The sequence below is a fragment of the Rhodococcus rhodochrous genome, assembly GCF_900187265.1.
GTDB lineage: Bacteria > Actinomycetota > Actinomycetes > Mycobacteriales > Mycobacteriaceae > Rhodococcus > Rhodococcus rhodochrous.
The window spans coordinates 1,698,839-1,714,322 of record NZ_LT906450.1 but is presented as its reverse complement, the minus strand read 5'-3'; the positions used below and the strand labels follow the sequence as shown (position 1 = coordinate 1,714,322).

Below are 15,484 nucleotides of genomic sequence, written 5' to 3'. Positions count from 1 at the left end.
TCAGCCCCACACGGTGATCGCAGTGCATGCACCCGCCACGACCAGCACCGTGACGATGTCCCCGAGCCGCAGTCGCAGCGGTGGGCGGGTCGCCGATCGAGGACCCCGCACCGACAGTGCGTCGCCGAGATCGCGGATCTGCCGCATCGACACCGACACCACCGCGCCGACGGCGTCGATCACCTCCTGCCACCATCCCGCCGGATTGCGGAAGCCGGGCCGGCCGCGCACCTTGCGGGCGGCGAACAGCACGCGCATCTCGGCACGCACGGTCGGCAGCATCCGCAACGCCAGCGCGCACACCGTCACCCATTCGTCGACGGGCAGCCGCAACAACCGCAGCGGCGCGAACAGGACCGGCAGGGCGTCGACGAGATCGGACAGCCGCGTCGTCCACCCCACCAGCGACGCGAGGACCAGCAGCCCCACGCCGAGCAGGATCGTCCGGACGTAGGCGGTGAGTCCGCCGCCGGCGGCGTTGAGCACCAGGCCGACGGCGAGGACCGCGAACACCCACCACGGAATCGTCGGGACCACCCCGCGCGGGATCCGCGCGACGAGCACGCCCGCGACCAGCACGGCGAGCAGGATTCCGAGCCCGGTCCAGCTCGGCGCGAAACTCACCGCCACCGACAGCGCCGCTGCCGACAGCACCTTCGTACCCGCCCACACCCGGTGCAGGGGTGTCTCCCGCGGTACCGGCCGCAGCAGGATGACGGGGCGGCGCTGCCGCGTACGAGTGCGACTCATGCGATCACCGCTCCCGTCTGCTCCACGATGCGTCCGTCCGCGAGCACCACGGTGCGCGAACACACCTCCTCCATGCCGTGCAGGTCGTGGGAGATGACGACGACGGTGACGTGCTCGACCGCCCGTAGATGGGCGAGGATCGACACCACTTCGCGGCGGCCCCGCAGGTCCAGCCCGGCCAGCGGTTCGTCGAGCACGAGCACCCGCGGGGTGCGGGCGAGCTGGGCGGCGATCGCGACCCGCCGCATCTCTCCGCCGCTGAGCCGATCGATCGGCCGGTCGATCAGTTCGGGACGCAGACCCACCCGGTGCAGGACGGCGGCGACGTAACCGCGGTCGGTGTGCGGAAGTCCGGCCACCTCGGAGATCTCCTGCGCGACGGTCGGTCGCTGCAACTGGAGCCGGGCCTGCTGGAAGACCATGCCCACTTCCCCGTGCAGGTCGGCGGTCGGGGTGTCGTGCAGGACGGCCGTTCCGTGCGTGGGACGCATCAGTCCGGCGACGATCCACGCGAGCGTCGACTTGCCCGAACCGTTCTCCCCGACGACGAGCACCCCTTCGCCGCGGCAGATCGTCAGCGACACCTCGCGCAGGGCGGTGTGCGCCCAGGGTGTTCCGGCCGCGTAGACGTGCGTGACATCCCGTAGTTCGAGGACCGGCTGTGGGAAGGACGGGGCGGTCGCCGGGACCGGCGCCGGCAGGGGCGGCGGCGCGATCTGCGGGACGATCCGGCCGTCGGCGATGTGCACGATGCGGTCGGCGGCGCGGGCCTCGTCGTCAAGGTGGGTGACGAGCACGACCGCGGTACCGTCCCGCGCGACGTCCGAGAGCAATCGGATCAGGTCCGCGCGGCTGTCCGCGTCGACCATCGCGGTGATCTCGTCGGCGATGAGCAACGCGGGTCGCCGGGCCAGTGCGCCCGCCAGTGCCAGTCGCTGCAGTTGCCCGCCCGACAGATCCTCCGTGGCGCGGTCCTCCATCCCGGCGAGGCCGACGCGGGCGAGCAGATCCTCGACGTCGACGTCGTCGATCCCCCACCGCAGGTCCTCGGCGACCGTGCGACCGAGCACCTGGCTCTCGGGATGTTGCAGGATCATCGCGGTGCCACCGGGGCGTCCCGGCCCGACGGGTCCGGGCCGGTCGACCAGGCCGACGGTCGGCTCGAGTCCCGCGAGCAGCCGCACGAGTGTCGACTTGCCCGAGCCGTTGCCGCCGACGATCGCGACGAACTCCCCGGCTCCGATCGTGAGGTCGATGTCCGACAGGGCGTCGCGCTCGGTTCCCGGATACCGGTAGCCGGCCAGGCGCAGTGCGACGGGCAGCGGATCCGGGTCGGCCGTGGGGTCCTGCTCGGGCCAGTCGACGGATCGGGTCGCCCACGTACTGCGCAGCGCCACCACCCGGAAGATCCCGAAGCACAGCAGTGCGGTGCCCACGGTTCCGACGAGCACTGCGCCACCGATCCACACCCACCACAGACGCACCATGATCTCGAGGGTCCGGTCCCAGGTGTCGACGAACTGCTGACCCGCACCCGCTGCCTCGAACGCCCGGATCGTCCCGCGCATCGACGCTTCGAGCGCCTCGAGCAGCAGTACCCGGGTCCGGTCGAAGACCAGCAGCAGACCGCAGACGGCGGCGGCGAGCAGCAACCCGGCCGGGACGGATCCGGCCAGCACCATGAACACCGCGGCGTGACCCCACCGGCGGTGCGCGAACCCGACGAGCGTTCCGATACCGGAGAGGACGACGACCGCGGCGACGGCGAACGGTCCGCCGGCCACGAGCGCGACCACTCCGGCGGCAACGGTCGCGGCGACGATCGCGCGCAGTCGCCCGGTGGCCGCGAGGAAGGCGACGGGGAGCGCGACGAGCACCTGGGCGACACCGACAGGTATCAGCCCCGTGACGACCGACAGCACAGCGGTCAACGTCCCGAAGACCGCCGCTGCAGCGGCCTCCGGTGGTCGTAGAGGTCCCCGTGTCCTGGTCACCGATCGCACCGGGCCAGTCTGCCAGCCGCTAGAGCGACCGCCCGTTCTCCGGTGGCGTCATCTCCACCCGCACTCCGACGAGCCGGACCTCGCGTTCGTGATCGAACCGGTCGAGCAGTCCGACGGCCGCCTCCGTGACGGTCGCGAGATCCGTGGTGGGTGACGGAAGAGCGACGCTCGCGGTGTGGGTGACGAACGGCGCGTAGCGGATCTTCAGCGCGACCCGCACTCCTTCCCGTCCCTCTCCGCGGACGTCGTCGACGGCTCGCGCCGCGAGGCCGCGTACGCACTCGGCGATCGCGTTCCAGTCGCCGACGTTGTGCTGGAAGGTCGTCTCCCGACTGCGCGACCGTGCGACCCAGGGCTCCGCCGACACCTCCGTCGAGCCCGCACCGGCGCCGAGGCCGACGAGCCACGGCCCGGTCTTGGGTCCGAACCGCGCCGCCATCTCGTCGACGGGAGCACGGGCGAGTTCGCGGACCGTGCGGATGCCCAGGGCGTCGAGCTTCTTCACCGTGCGTGAGCCGATGCCCCACAACGAATCGGGTGAGCGCTCCCCCATCACCGCGAACCAGTTGTCGCGCGTCAACCGGAAGATCCCGCGGGGCTTCCCGAATCCCGTCGCGATCTTCGCGCGCAGGACGTTGTCGCCGATCCCGACGGAACAGTGCAGCCCGGTCGCGTCGAGCACGGCGGCCTGCACCTCGCGCGCGAACGCCTCCGGATCGTCGGTCTGCACTCCCATGAACGCCTCGTCCCAGCCGAGCACGTCGACGACCGTGCCGAAGCCGCGAAGGGTGTCCATCACGACCCTGCGAGACCTCGTTGTAGGTGTCGGCGTCGACGGATCGGACGTGCCCATCCCTCATAGGTTCGCGCGATCGATCCCCCCGGCCACGACGGCGCATTCGCTACGACTTCTGCTATCCGCTGCAGAAATTTCCGTAGCGGATGGCGATTCTTGTAGCGGATGGACGATCACATGATGTGGTGCCGCCCCACGGGCAGGACGAGCGGCTTGCCGGAGACCGGATCGGAGATCACGCGACTGTCCAGACCGAAGACCGCCTTCACCGTCTCGCCGGTGAGCACCTCGGACGGATCTCCCGATGCGTAGATGCTGCCGTCGGCCATCGCGACGAGGTGGTCGGCGTATCGCGCGGCGAGGTTGAGGTCGTGCAGGACCATGACGATCGTCGTGCCGCGGTCGCGATTGAGGTCGGTGAGCAGGTCGAGGACCTCCACCTGGTGGCTCACGTCGAGGAAGGTGGTGGGTTCGTCGAGCAGCAGAAGGTCGGTCTGTTGCGCCAGCACCATGGCGATCCACACGCGCTGCCGCTGACCGCCCGACAGTTCGTCCACGGAACGCTCGGCGAGTTCGGTGGTGTGGGTGGCGGCGAGCGCATCGGCCACGGCCGCGTCGTCCTCCCGGCTCCAGCGCGAGAGCACCCGCTGGTGCGGATGCCGGCCGCGGCCTACGAGGTCGGCGACGACGATGCCCTCGGGTGCGATCGGCGACTGGGGCAGCAGCCCGAGCGTGCGGGCGAGCTTCTTGGCGGGCAGGCGGTGGACGTCCTTGCCGTCGAGCAGGACGTGGCCGCCGCGCGGCGACAGCAACCGCGACATCGACCGCAGCAACGTCGATTTCCCGCACGCGTTGGCGCCGACGATGCACGTGATCCGTCCCGGCGGCACATTCAGATCGAGATTCTCGACGACGGTGCGGTTGCCGTAGCCGAGCTCGAGGTTCTCGGCGATCAGGGTGTGCGTTGCGGTCACAGCGAGCCTCCCGCGCGGTTGGAGCGAATGATGAGGTAGACGAGATAGGGCGCGCCGAGCGCACCCGTCACCACGCCCACCGGGTAGCGCGTGCCGAAGGCGTACTGGCCGACGAAATCCGCGACAAGCACGAGCAGCGCCCCGACGAGTGCCGCCGGGACGAACAACGACGTGCCCCGCCCCACGATTCGCGCGGCGATCGGGCCGGACAGGAAGGCGACGAACGCGATGGGTCCGGCCGCGGCGGTGGCGAACGCGATGAGTCCGACCGCGGAGACGATCGCGAACACGCGTGTGCGTTCGACCCGCACACCGAGTGCCTGCGCGGCGTCGTCGCCGAGCTGGACCATCGACAGGTTGCGTGTCTGCACGAGCAGCACGGGCCCGAGCACCAGGAGGGCGACGATCACGGGCACCGTCGCACCCCAGGTCGCACCGTTGAGGCTGCCGGTGAGCCAGCGCATGGTCTCCTGCAGGTCCCACGTCGCCGCGGTGCTCAGGAGGTAGGACGTGACGCTGTCGAGCATGGCGGCGATGCCGATGCCGATGAGGATCAGGCGCGTGCCCGCCACCCCGCCGCGATAGGACAGTCCGTAGATCAGGAGAGCCACGGCGAGACCGGCGACGATCGCGAAGGCCGACACCCCGGTGCCACCGAGTCCGAGCACGATGATGGCGAAGGCCGCCGCGGCACTCGCGCCGGAGCTGATGCCGATGATGTCGGGGCTCGCGAGCGGGTTGCGCAGCATCGTCTGGAAGGTGATGCCACCGAGGCCGAAGCAGACGCCGGCGACCACCGCGAGGACCGCGCGGGGAAGCCGCAGGCGGCCGACCGCGAAGTTCGCGCCGGCCACGTCCTGTCCGAGGACGACGCGCAGCACGTCCTCGGGCGGGTAGAAGGTCCGGCCGAACATCAGGCTCGCCGCGAAGGCCGCGACCACGAGGGTCGCGAGCACGGCGATGACGAGACGGCGTCGGCGTCCCCGTCGTATCCGGCTCGCGGCGAGGTCGTCGATGCCGGTGTCGATGGTCTCGAGTGTGGCGGTCACAGTTCGCGCAATTTCTGCCGTCGGACGATGTACACGAAGAAGGGCGCCCCGATGAGCGCGGTGATGATGCCGACGTCGATCTCGGCGGGTCGCGCCACGATGCGGCCCACGACGTCGGCGGCGGTCAGCAGTCCTGCTCCCACGAGAGCGGAGAAGGGCAGCAGCCACCGGTTGTCGATGCCGATGAGCAACCGGCACAGGTGCGGCACGACGAGGCCGACGAACGCGATGGGACCGGCGATGGCGGTCGCCGCCCCGCACAACAGCACCGCACCGAGCGACGAGATGCCGCGGGCGAGAGCGACGCGCTCTCCGAGCCCGGCAGCCATTTCGTCACCGAGCGCGAGCGAATTGAGGCTGCGCGCCGACAGCAAGCAGATGACGAAACCGACGCCGAAGAACGGCAGCGCCTGGGAGATGGCGTCGTAGTTCGCGCCGCCCACGCCGCCGATCTGCCACGACCGCACGCTGCCGGCGATGTCGCCGCGCGGCAGGATCACGGCGGTGACGAACGACGCGAGCGCCGCCGAAGTGGCGGCACCGGCGAGGGCGAGTTTGAGGGGTGTCGCTCCCCCACGCCCGAGCGACCCGATCGTGTAGACGAACACCGCAGCAGCGGCGGCACCGATGATCGCGATCCAGATGATCGAGGTCTGCGTCCACAGTCCGAACCACGCCATGCCGATCACGACGGCGAGCGAGGCGCCCATATTGACGCCGAGAATGCCCGGGTCCGCCAAGGGATTACGGGTCACCCCCTGCATCACGGCACCGGCGAGACCGAGCGCCGCGCCGACCAGCAGCGCGAGCACCGTGCGCGGGATGCGCTTGGCGATCGCGCCCTGACCGATGTTGTCGGTGGCGCCGCCGAGGGCCGCGACGATGTCGGCCCAGTCGACGTTGCGCGAACCGATCGTGATCGATGCGATCACCAGCAGGACGAGCACACCGAGCAGAACGAGAAGCCAGACGGAATTGCCGATGGCCGAGCGCCCCTTCTCGGGGGCGCTCGGCATCGACTCGTCGTGTAGTGCGGTCACTCCGCGTTCGTCTTGGCAGCTGCGTCGGAGAGCAGCTGGACGTAGTCGGAGAGGACCCAGGAAATCGCCAGCGGCGTCGGGTTCGCTGCGGTACCGAGCGGGCCGGAGCCGTCGAGGAAGACGATCGAGCCGTTGCGGACGGCGGGCATCTGCGACAGCAGCGGGTCGGCTTCGAGCGCGTCGACGAGTTCCTGGTCGCCGTAGGTGACGATGATCTGCACGTCGTCGAAGACGTCGACCTGCTCGGCGCTGACCTTCTTGGAGAAGGCGTCGTCGGTGGAGGCGTCCGCGACGCTCTTCGGGGTGGCCAGTCCCAGGTCCTCGAAGAAGGCGGCGCGGGTGTCGTTGGCGGTGTAGAAGCTGACCTGGCTCAGGTCGGCGGTGTCGACGTGGGTGAGGAACATCGTCGCCTTACCCTCGAGTTCGGGGTGGGCGGCGGCCGCGTCGGAGATCTCCTGCTCGAGGCTCGCGACGAGCTCCTTGCCCTCCTCGGCCATGCCCAGCCCGGCGCTGTTGAGCTCGATCATGTCGCGCCACGAGGTGGCCCAGGGCGCCTCCGGGTACGCGACGACGGGAGCGATCTCGCTGAGGGTCTCGTAGTCCTCCTGCGTCAGACCGGAGTAGGCGGCGAGGATGACGTCGGGGTTCGTGTCGGACACGGCCTCGAAGTCGATGCCGTCGGTCTCGTCGAACAGCACGGGGGTCTCGGCGCCGAGTTCCTCGAGACGCTCCTCGACCCACGGCAGCATGCCGTTGCCGTCGTCGTCGCCGAAGTTGGCGGCTGCCATTCCCACCGGCACGACGCCGAGCGCGAGAGGCACTTCGTGGTTGGCCCAGTTGACCGTGGCGACGCGCTCGGGCTTCTCGTCGAGGGTGACGGTGCCGAGCGCGTGCTCGATGGTGATCGGGTACTCGCCCGAACCGGCGGAGCCGGAGTCGGCGGTGTCCGAGGAGTCGGAGGATCCACAGGCTGTGAGACCGAGGGCGACCGCGACGGATGCGGCGGCGATCGTCAGAAAGCGCTTCGAACGCATGGAGGCAGAACTCACTCTCGTACGGGGTGGGGGCTCGGCCCTATCTGCCGCGAGCAGTTAGGCGAGGTTTGCCTAAATCTAATGTCGAACCAGATCCGGCGCAATCGCTCGATCGGGACAGCCCCTGTAGCGATCGGGACATCACCCTGCGCGGAACATCCCGGGCGTCGTGCCGGTGACCCTGCGGAAGGCCGCACCGAACGCGCTCGCCGATCGGTACCCCACCTGTTCGGCGACGTCGTCGACGTCGGTGCCGTGACCGAGCAGCATCACCGCGCGCTGGGCACGCACCGCCGCGACCCAGCGCCCGAGGCTCAGGCCGGTCTCCGACCGGAAGGTGCGGGTGATGGTGCGGGTGCTCACCCCCAGTTCGGCCGCCCAGTCCGAGAGCGTCCGCGGATCACTGGGGTCCTCGGCGATCGCTTCGACGATCGGCCGCACGACCGCCGATGACGGCACCTGCACCATCAGTTCGTTCTCGGCGGGGGCGAGCACATCGATCACCATGCGTTCGGTCAGCGACCGCGACCCGTCGCCGAGATGTTCGTCCGCCAGCCGGTCGAGCAGCAGCCGCAGCAGCGGCGTCATCTCCACCGCGACCGGGCCGTCGGACAACGACGGGGCGGAGTCGATCCCGAAATGCGCCGTGCGGTACCAGGTTCCGGCAGGCATGACTCCCCAGTGGAGCATGCCCGCCGGAATCCACAGTCCCATGGTCGGGGTGATGGTCCACGTGCGCGAACCGATGGTCGCGGTGGAGGCACCCCGGTCGTTCCACAGCAGTTCGTGCGTCGGATGCGAATGCGCCTCGAAGCGGGTCTCGCGGGAGACGAGCTCGTCCATGCCCGCGATGACGAAGGGCACGTCGATCTCTCCGGCCCCGTAGGCCGGCAACGTCCTGCTCTCCGCCGCCTCGACACTCTTCACTCGGCCTCCTCCGCTGCACGACGACGACAATCCTCACATGTCCCGCCGCCGCGGCTCAGGACAGGATCTCGACGTACCCTTCCGTGCCGTGCACGCGGATGCGCTGTCCGTCGCGGATGATGCGGGTCGCGTCCTCGACACCCACGACGGCCGGCAGCCCGTACTCGCGCGCGATGACCGCGCCGTGGGTCATCACGCCGCCGACCTCCGTCACCAGCGCGCTGACGGTGACGAACGCCGGGGTCCAGCTGGGGTCGGTGAACGCCGTGACCAGGATGTCACCGGGTTCGAGATCGGCCCGGTCCATGTCGGTGACCACGCGGGCGCGGCCCTCCACGACACCGGTCGACACCGCGATACCGGGTAGCGCCCCGTCGGGCAGTCCGTCACGGCAGTACGCGCCGGTGAGCGTCTCGCCTGTCGACAGCAGCACCCGAGGCGGCGTGAGCGTGGCGAACGATGCGAACTCCCGCTTCCGCTCCGCAACGAGGTCGCCGACCGGCCGCGGCGCGCGCACGACGTCCTCGAGTTCGTCGAACCGCAGGAAGAAGATGTCCTCCTCGTCGTCAACGACTCCGTCTCGGACGAGACGTTCCGCCTCGCGCAGCAGTGCCTGCTTGTAGACGAAGTAGCGGCCGATCATGCCGTACTTCGGGTACTCCCGATATCCCGCGAAGGCACGGACCCGGTCGACGAGCCTCTCGATCTCCTCAGCCTTCTGTTCTCCGTCTGGGAGGCCCCGCACGCGTTCTAAGAGTTCGCGCTTCTTCTCCTCCGCCTGGCGGCGACCCTCGTCGAAACGCTGTGTCGCGGCACCGGGTTCGAAGTTGTCGAGATTGCTCACGATCATCGGCACCAGCATCGTGGGGCGCTCACCCCACCTGGGCCGGGTGATGTCGATTTCCCCGACACACCGCCTGCCGTACCTGTCGAGGAAGTCCTCGAGTGCCGCTCGTACCTGCGGTCCGCCCTCACGCGCGCCGAGTGCGTCGAGGAAGCGTGCGTCGTCGAAGCCCTCCGCGTCGACCTGGCGCAGGAACGCTACGACATCCGGGTACGGGCGCGCGGCATCGGCGACGTCGAGCAGCGCCAACCCCATCTCCGAGGTGACGTTGTAAGGAACAGACCGGGAGATGACGTCCGCAACGTTCTTCTCCCCCAGCCATTCCCGACCCAGCTCGTTGAGCCGCTCGGCGGCCTGCATACCGGCGGCGAGCACCTCTCCGACCTCCTTACCGAACAACGATTCCTGCAGCTCGCGGATGTCGGCGCGCATGAAATCGAGCAGCGCCGAACCGGTTTCGTTCTCGATGAGACGCGCCGACTCGGCAATCGCGGCCTCGTTGCGCGCCACGAGTTCGGGCACGACGGCAGGGTCGATCTCGTCCGGGGCGGGTGGCAGACCGACCCGCGCGGCGGCAGGATCGTCCGGGCGCGTCGGGACGAATCCTCGATCGAGCACGGTTCGCAGCGCGTCGCCGAAGAGCGGGTCGGAACTGCCGATCATCCCGACGATGCCCGGCCCCTGGGTGGGTGAGGCCAGCATGGGCGTGACGTCGACGAACAGCCGCCCACCCGCGTGTCGCATGGGCGCACGGCTGGTCAACTGCCACATGGAGATTCCCAACGGTTTCAGCGGATCGGTCATCATCTGCTGGTGACCGACGGAAAGGTAGACGTGGTTGTCGTCGTCGCCGGCCTCCGGGACGGGGAACAGCGTGGTGATCGGGCGGCTCTGCACGATGTGGAAGACGCCGGCGGCCAAGCACCATTCGATGTCCTGGGGACGCCCGAAGTGTGCTTCGATGCGTCTGCCCAGCTTGACGAGTTCGACGAGGTGCGTGTCGCTCAGCACCGGTGCCTCCTGGCGCTGCGTCCGGTCCACGACCTCGCCGGCACGCACCGCGTACGCGTCGGCGTTCACCAGACCCGACACCAGGTCGTCGCCAAGCCCGGCGACCGCATCCACGCAGGACACCGTGCGATCCGAGGTGACGGGATCGGCGGTGAACAGCACACCCGATTCCTGCGGGAACACCATCCGCTGCACGACCACCGCCATGTGTACCTTCCGATGGTCGAAGCCGTTGTTCACCCGGTAGGCGACGGCACGCTCGGTGAACAGCGAGGCCCAGCATCTGCGCACGTGCCGGAGAACGTCTTCGACGCCCCGGACGTCCAGGTAGCTGTCCTGTTGCCCCGCGAACGACGCCGTCGGCAGATCCTCGGCGGTCGCGCTCGAGCGCACCGCGACGGGCACGTCCTCCCCGAGTTCGCGGACCCGCGCGGCGATCTCCTCCGCGATGTCGCCGGGGATCGTGCACTCTTCGATCTCCGTACGGATCTGCGTGCTCAGCGCTGCGATGTCGTCGGGTTCGGCCTTCGCGAGTCGCTCGAGCAGGTCGTCGACACGCGGTAGCTCGGAGAGCACCGTTCGATAGGCGTCCGTCGTCACGCAGAACCCGTCGGGCACGTCGACGTCGTCGAGGCGCCACAACTCCCCCAGGCTCGCTCCCTTGCCACCCACGATCGACACCGCCGTGCGGTCGATCTCCCGAAAATTCTGTACGTAGCCCATTCCGGCTCCCCACCTGCGATTTCAATGCTGTGTGGGCGAGTATGGACCCAATTTTCGATCCTCATGAGGACCGAGGATCCGGTATAACGTGAGAGGGGGAAGGACGAGATCCACCTCTACAGCGGCGCGCCGAACTGCGAGCCCAGTCGCAAGGCCTGATCGGCCACCCGTTCCGCCAGGTCCACCCGCTCGTCGACATTTCCGGTGAGCATCACCCAGGAACGCCCCGTGGCGGTCAGAGCATCGACGAACCACTCCGTCATCTGCGCGCGAATATGCTCGCCGTCCCGGATGCCGTCCTGCACGAACGGCACACCCTCGTGATCGGTGAGCAGGTACAGCGCCCGCCGGTCACGGACTCCCCTCCAGGACCGCTCGCTGGTGCCGAGATAGCGTCGCTCCCAGACGGTGGTCGCGAACGCGTCGGTGTCGCAGACGAGCAGTGGAGACCCCTCCCGCGCCGCACATTCCTCCAGCCGCGTCTGTTCGACGGCGATGTTCTCGAAATCGTCTCCGGTCCAAACGATGTCGTCGACGGTTCCGCTGCCGAGCTTGTCGTAGGTGGCCTGTCGTCCGTATTCCGGGACCCAGCCGGTTCGTTCCCAGACACCACCGCGAGCCCGGAATCGACGCACCAACTCCCGGCTCACGGTGGTGGTGCCCGTGGATTCGGCGCCGAGCACGACGATGCGGGTCGCGAGGCCGGCACGGGCCGGTGCGTCGAGATCGTCCCAGCGCCCGGCGAGGTCACCACGGCAGGCCGTGCCGGAGGCGGGATGCGCGACACGCAGCGGGTCGACGCACACGTGCGTGGCCGAGAAGCGTCGAGCGAGCTCGTCACCGTACTTCTCGCTGGAGACCACCGCATCGACCGGAACATCGGTGACGGTGCGCACGGCTGCTTTCATACAGGCGACCTGCCCGGCCCATACGGTGTCCGATTCCAGGTCCATCGATGCGTCGCACGGAATTCCCGTCACGGTGACCGGCGTGTCGACGGCGTGTGATTCGCGCATCCACGACACGCGGTCACCCAACGGAATCGTCTCTGCTGCAGAGGACATGACGACGACGGTGACGCGTTCGGCGATTTCCGCAGCGCGCCGGACGAGGTGATGGTGACCGACGTGAGGTGGATAGAACTTCCCGATGACGAGTGCGTGCCGATACATCACTGCACCTCCACCAGTTGCCGCTCGACCGCCATGGAGCGTCGCCAGGCAACCAGGCCCCGAATGCACAGGAGCAGGAAACCTGCGTACAGCAGTGCCGTGAGCGTCAGTCCCTTGTGCAGGTAGAGCGGGATGTAGATCAGGTCGGCGGCGATCCACAGCAGCCACGACTCCCACCGTTTCTTCGCCTGCCCCCACGTCGCGAGCAACGACAGCACGGTGGTGGTCGCGTCCCAGAACGCGACGGTCGAGTTCGTCGCGACCTCCAGCAACGCCGTCAGCCCGATCACCGCAGCGACACCGACGACCGCGAGCACGCTCCACTCGGTCGTGTTCGTGCCCGTCACCGGCAGGGCATCCCCGTCTCTGCCCCGCGCCCAGTTGCTCCACCCCCACACGGCGAGCGCGATGTACACAACCTGCAGTCCGGAATCGGCGTAGAGCCCGGCGGTCGCGAAGAGCAGGATCCACACGAGGTTGTTGGCGATACCGATCGGCCAGTTGAGGATCGACTGCCGCCCCACCAGGTACACGCACCACGCGCCGCTGACGAAGCCGAACACTTCGGCCCAGGTGGTGGGCGTACCGAGTGCAGTGAACGCCGTCGAGTTCAGAAATGCGATCATCATCGCCGCCTTTCGCTTGTGGCAGCGATTAGATCATGTTTGCTCTAAATGATGCAACGGTGAAATCGACTTCGGTGTTCTCGACGGCGCTATACGACGTCGAGAACACCGAAGTTTCGGGAATCAGCGGGGGTCGGGGCCCTCCACGAGCGGCAGGGATTCGTCGGCGGTCCACGCGTTGAGCGAACCGTCGTACACCGCAACGTCCGACCGACCTGCAGCTGCGAGCGCGTGCGCGAGTCCGGAGGCCGCGATGCCGCCGCCGCAGTAGGTCACCGGCTTGACGTCCGGGTTCAGAGCGCCCGCCTTGTCGAAGATCTCGCGCAGTTCCGCCGCCGGCTTCAAGCGTCCGGTCGACGGGTCGACGAGATCACCGAAGGGGATGTTGATGCTGCCCGGGATGTGCCCGCGTCGCGGGTAGGACGGGCTCTCCCCGCGGTAGGTCGCGGGATCCAGGGCGTTGATGATCAGTGTGTTCGGGTCGTCGAGCGACGCCGCGATCTCCTCCGTCGACCGCACGAGCTCGGGCCGGTGCTGCGAAGTGAACGTCGCACCGTGCGGGACCACCTGCTCGTCCGAGACCGGATATCCGGCGGCCTTCCAGGCGGGTAGTCCGCCGTCGAGCACGGCGGCGTCGTCGAAGCCTTCGAGCCGCAGCTGCCACCACAGTCGCGCGGCCCAGATGCCGTTCTTCTGGTCGTACAGCACCACACGGCGTCCCTCCCCGATACCGACCGCACCGGCGGCGGTAGCGAACCGCTCCGACGACGCCGCGGTGAACGGCTGTGGCGCTTCGTGATCGGAGAAATCCGTGAACAGGTCGGCGTAGACCGCACCGGGAATGTGTTCCTCCAGGTAGGTCGCCAACCCGGGTTCGATGTGCACGGACCCGTCCGGCGGCGTGCTCAGGTGCACGGTGGCGTCGACGATGACGAGGTCCTCGTCCCCCAACTGCTCGTACAGCCACTCCGCGGAGACGGTGTTCGGCTTCGTGTCGTTCATCGAGGTCCTCCTCTGCTCTCGGTATCTCCTTCCAGTAGAGCAGTCATACGACTTGGGTGGGTTCGTCCCCGCTCAGCGGGGTCGAACCCACCGAAATCGACGTCAGTTCTGTTCGGTCCGGGTCGCGGCGAGGTTCTTGCCCCGGGTCTCCGACGCGATCCACGCGGCGAGGATCGTCACACACGCGGTGCCGACGAGGATGAGGCTCAGCGGCAGGCTCGATCCGTCCGACGCGACCAGCAGGCTCGCCGCGATCATCGGTGTGAAGCCGGCGCCGATCAGGCTGGCGAACTGGTAGCCGAACGACACCCCGGTGTACCGGACGTCGGTGCCGAACATCTCCGACAGCATCGGTGCGAGCGGCGCGTACATCGCCGACTGCACGACCTGCCCGAACAGCAACGCGACCGTGAGCAGCGCGATCGAACCCGTGTTGATCATCATGTACAGCGGGAAGGCGTACAGCACTGCGACGGCCGCACCCGTGAGGCTCACGGCGCGACGTCCCACGCGGTCGGACAGCGCCGAGAAGCCGGGGATGGTGACGATCGAGACGACCGACATCAGCACCAGAATCCGCATGACGGTCGACGAGCTGTATCCCACCGATGTCGTGTAGGCAATGATGTGCGACGTGATCAGCGCGGTCATCGCGAACGGGCCGATACCCACCGCACACGCGAGAACGAGCGGGCGTGGACGTCGGAGCAGTTGCAGTACCGGCGGTTTCGCCTCGGCGGCGACCTCCGCTTTCGCCGCAGCCTGCTCGAAGACCGGACTCTCGACGACGCTCATGCGCACGTAGAGACCGATTGCCAGGAGCGCGGCGCTGGCGATGAACGGGAGTCGCCACCCCCATGACTCGAACGAGGCGTCCGGGAGCAGGGTCGCGAGCATCACGGCCGATGTCGACAACAGGAATCCGATCGGCGAACCGAGCTGCATGAGTCCGGTCCACAGCCCGCGACGACGGTCGTCGGAGTGCTCGGCGACCATCAGGGCCGCGCCACCCCACTCGCCACCGACGGCGACACCCTGCACGACACGCAGCGTCACGAGCAGGACGGGCGCCAGCATGCCGATCTGTTCGTAGGTGGGCAGAATGCCGATCGCGAAGCTGGCGATACCCATCATCACCATCGTGATGACGAGCATCGACTTGCGTCCGAGCCGGTCGCCGAAGTGGCCGAACGCCAGGCCGCCGAGCGGTCGCGCGACGTATCCGGCCGCGAGTGTTCCGAAGGCGGCGATCGTCGAGACCGCCGAGTTCGACGACGGGAAGAACAGGTCGCCGAAGACGAGGGCGGCCATCGTGCTGTAGAGCAGGAAGTCGTAGTACTCGATGGTGGTACCGAGCAGGCTCGACAGGGTGACCTTCCGCAGTTGCGCGAGGTCACCGGACGGCGGGCTCTGTACGTCGCGTGCCGTGTTCGTTTCCTCGGTCGGGGCCGACGCAGGCTGCTCCATACAGCACTCCTGGGATCGCAGGGACAGGGTCGGTGGGCGTCACATCGGTTGTGTGACACCCATCCC

At 68.5% G+C, this 15,484-nt stretch carries 13 protein-coding genes; all 13 read right to left on the bottom strand.

The window, feature by feature from the left end; all coding sequences use genetic code 11:
• The 13 genes from CKW34_RS07810 to CKW34_RS07750 all read right to left on the bottom strand — a co-directional run bounded on the left by CKW34_RS07810 (nucleotide 1) and on the right by CKW34_RS07750 (nucleotide 15,418).
• Nucleotides 1–750, bottom strand: coding sequence for an energy-coupling factor transporter transmembrane component T family protein (locus CKW34_RS07810; protein WP_059383631.1), 750 nt, complete (start codon nucleotides 748–750; stop codon nucleotides 1–3).
• Complete coding sequence (locus tag CKW34_RS07805; RefSeq protein ID WP_197700695.1) at nucleotides 747–2,744, bottom strand: ABC transporter ATP-binding protein; 1,998 nt, start codon at nucleotides 2,742–2,744, stop codon at nucleotides 747–749. The genes CKW34_RS07810 and CKW34_RS07805 overlap by 4 nt, the downstream gene beginning before the upstream one ends.
• Nucleotides 2,745–2,772: 28 nt before the next feature.
• Nucleotides 2,773–3,549: a DNA polymerase IV gene (locus CKW34_RS07800; RefSeq protein WP_436839757.1), complete on the bottom strand. Its 777-nt coding sequence runs from the start codon at nucleotides 3,547–3,549 to the stop codon at nucleotides 2,773–2,775.
• Nucleotides 3,550–3,722: 173 nt separating this feature from the next.
• Nucleotides 3,723–4,523, bottom strand: a complete 801-nt coding sequence (locus CKW34_RS07795; protein ID WP_059383629.1) for an ABC transporter ATP-binding protein — start codon at nucleotides 4,521–4,523, stop codon at nucleotides 3,723–3,725.
• Nucleotides 4,520–5,572 carry a FecCD family ABC transporter permease gene (locus tag CKW34_RS07790; RefSeq protein ID WP_059383628.1) on the bottom strand — a complete coding sequence of 351 codons (1,053 nt, stop codon included), beginning with the start codon at nucleotides 5,570–5,572 and terminating at the stop codon, nucleotides 4,520–4,522. Before CKW34_RS07790 ends, CKW34_RS07795 begins: the two co-directional genes overlap by 4 nt.
• Nucleotides 5,569–6,588, bottom strand: coding sequence for a FecCD family ABC transporter permease (locus CKW34_RS07785; protein WP_059383716.1), 1,020 nt, complete (start codon nucleotides 6,586–6,588; stop codon nucleotides 5,569–5,571). Before CKW34_RS07785 ends, CKW34_RS07790 begins: the two co-directional genes overlap by 4 nt.
• A gap of 20 nt (nucleotides 6,589–6,608) precedes the next feature.
• A complete protein-coding gene (locus tag CKW34_RS07780; protein ID WP_059383627.1) occupies nucleotides 6,609–7,646 on the bottom strand; it encodes an iron-siderophore ABC transporter substrate-binding protein in 1,038 nt (345 codons plus the stop codon).
• 141 nt (nucleotides 7,647–7,787) lie between these two features.
• Nucleotides 7,788–8,573: a helix-turn-helix transcriptional regulator gene (locus tag CKW34_RS07775; protein ID WP_059383626.1), complete on the bottom strand. Its 786-nt coding sequence runs from the start codon at nucleotides 8,571–8,573 to the stop codon at nucleotides 7,788–7,790.
• Between the two features lie 55 nt (nucleotides 8,574–8,628).
• Nucleotides 8,629–11,151 (bottom strand): phosphoenolpyruvate synthase, encoded by a 2,523-nt coding sequence (locus CKW34_RS07770; protein WP_016692108.1) that lies wholly within the window; start codon nucleotides 11,149–11,151, stop codon nucleotides 8,629–8,631.
• Nucleotides 11,152–11,267: 116 nt separating this feature from the next.
• Nucleotides 11,268–12,323 (bottom strand): AAA family ATPase, encoded by a 1,056-nt coding sequence (locus CKW34_RS07765; RefSeq protein WP_059383625.1) that lies wholly within the window; start codon nucleotides 12,321–12,323, stop codon nucleotides 11,268–11,270.
• Nucleotides 12,323–12,952, bottom strand: coding sequence for a nicotinamide riboside transporter PnuC (gene pnuC / locus CKW34_RS07760; RefSeq protein WP_016692110.1), 630 nt, complete (start codon nucleotides 12,950–12,952; stop codon nucleotides 12,323–12,325). Before pnuC ends, CKW34_RS07765 begins: the two co-directional genes overlap by 1 nt.
• 120 nt (nucleotides 12,953–13,072) lie before the next feature.
• On the bottom strand, nucleotides 13,073–13,951 hold the full coding sequence (locus CKW34_RS07755) for a sulfurtransferase (RefSeq protein WP_059383624.1): 879 nt from the start codon (nucleotides 13,949–13,951) through the stop codon (nucleotides 13,073–13,075).
• 102 nt (nucleotides 13,952–14,053) lie between these two features.
• Nucleotides 14,054–15,418: an MFS transporter gene (locus tag CKW34_RS07750; RefSeq protein ID WP_059383623.1), complete on the bottom strand. Its 1,365-nt coding sequence runs from the start codon at nucleotides 15,416–15,418 to the stop codon at nucleotides 14,054–14,056.
• Nucleotides 15,419–15,484: the final 66 nt, after the last annotated feature.

Excerpts from the sequence above, each read along its gene's own strand:
- CKW34_RS07810 (WP_059383631.1), bottom strand. The coding sequence starts at position 750 with ATGAGTCGCACTCGTACGCGGCAGCGCCGCCCCGTCATCCTGCTGCGG.
- CKW34_RS07800 (WP_436839757.1), bottom strand. The coding sequence starts at position 3,549 with ATGGACACCCTTCGCGGCTTCGGCACGGTCGTCGACGTGCTCGGCTGG.
- CKW34_RS07785 (WP_059383716.1), bottom strand. The coding sequence starts at position 6,588 with ATGCCGAGCGCCCCCGAGAAGGGGCGCTCGGCCATCGGCAATTCCGTC.
- CKW34_RS07780 (WP_059383627.1), bottom strand. The coding sequence starts at position 7,646 with ATGCGTTCGAAGCGCTTTCTGACGATCGCCGCCGCATCCGTCGCGGTC.
- CKW34_RS07770 (WP_016692108.1), bottom strand. The coding sequence starts at position 11,151 with ATGGGCTACGTACAGAATTTTCGGGAGATCGACCGCACGGCGGTGTCG.
- CKW34_RS07765 (WP_059383625.1), bottom strand. The coding sequence starts at position 12,323 with ATGTATCGGCACGCACTCGTCATCGGGAAGTTCTATCCACCTCACGTC.
- pnuC (WP_016692110.1), bottom strand. The coding sequence starts at position 12,952 with ATGATGATCGCATTTCTGAACTCGACGGCGTTCACTGCACTCGGTACG.
- CKW34_RS07755 (WP_059383624.1), bottom strand. The coding sequence starts at position 13,951 with ATGAACGACACGAAGCCGAACACCGTCTCCGCGGAGTGGCTGTACGAG.
- CKW34_RS07750 (WP_059383623.1), bottom strand. The coding sequence starts at position 15,418 with ATGGAGCAGCCTGCGTCGGCCCCGACCGAGGAAACGAACACGGCACGC.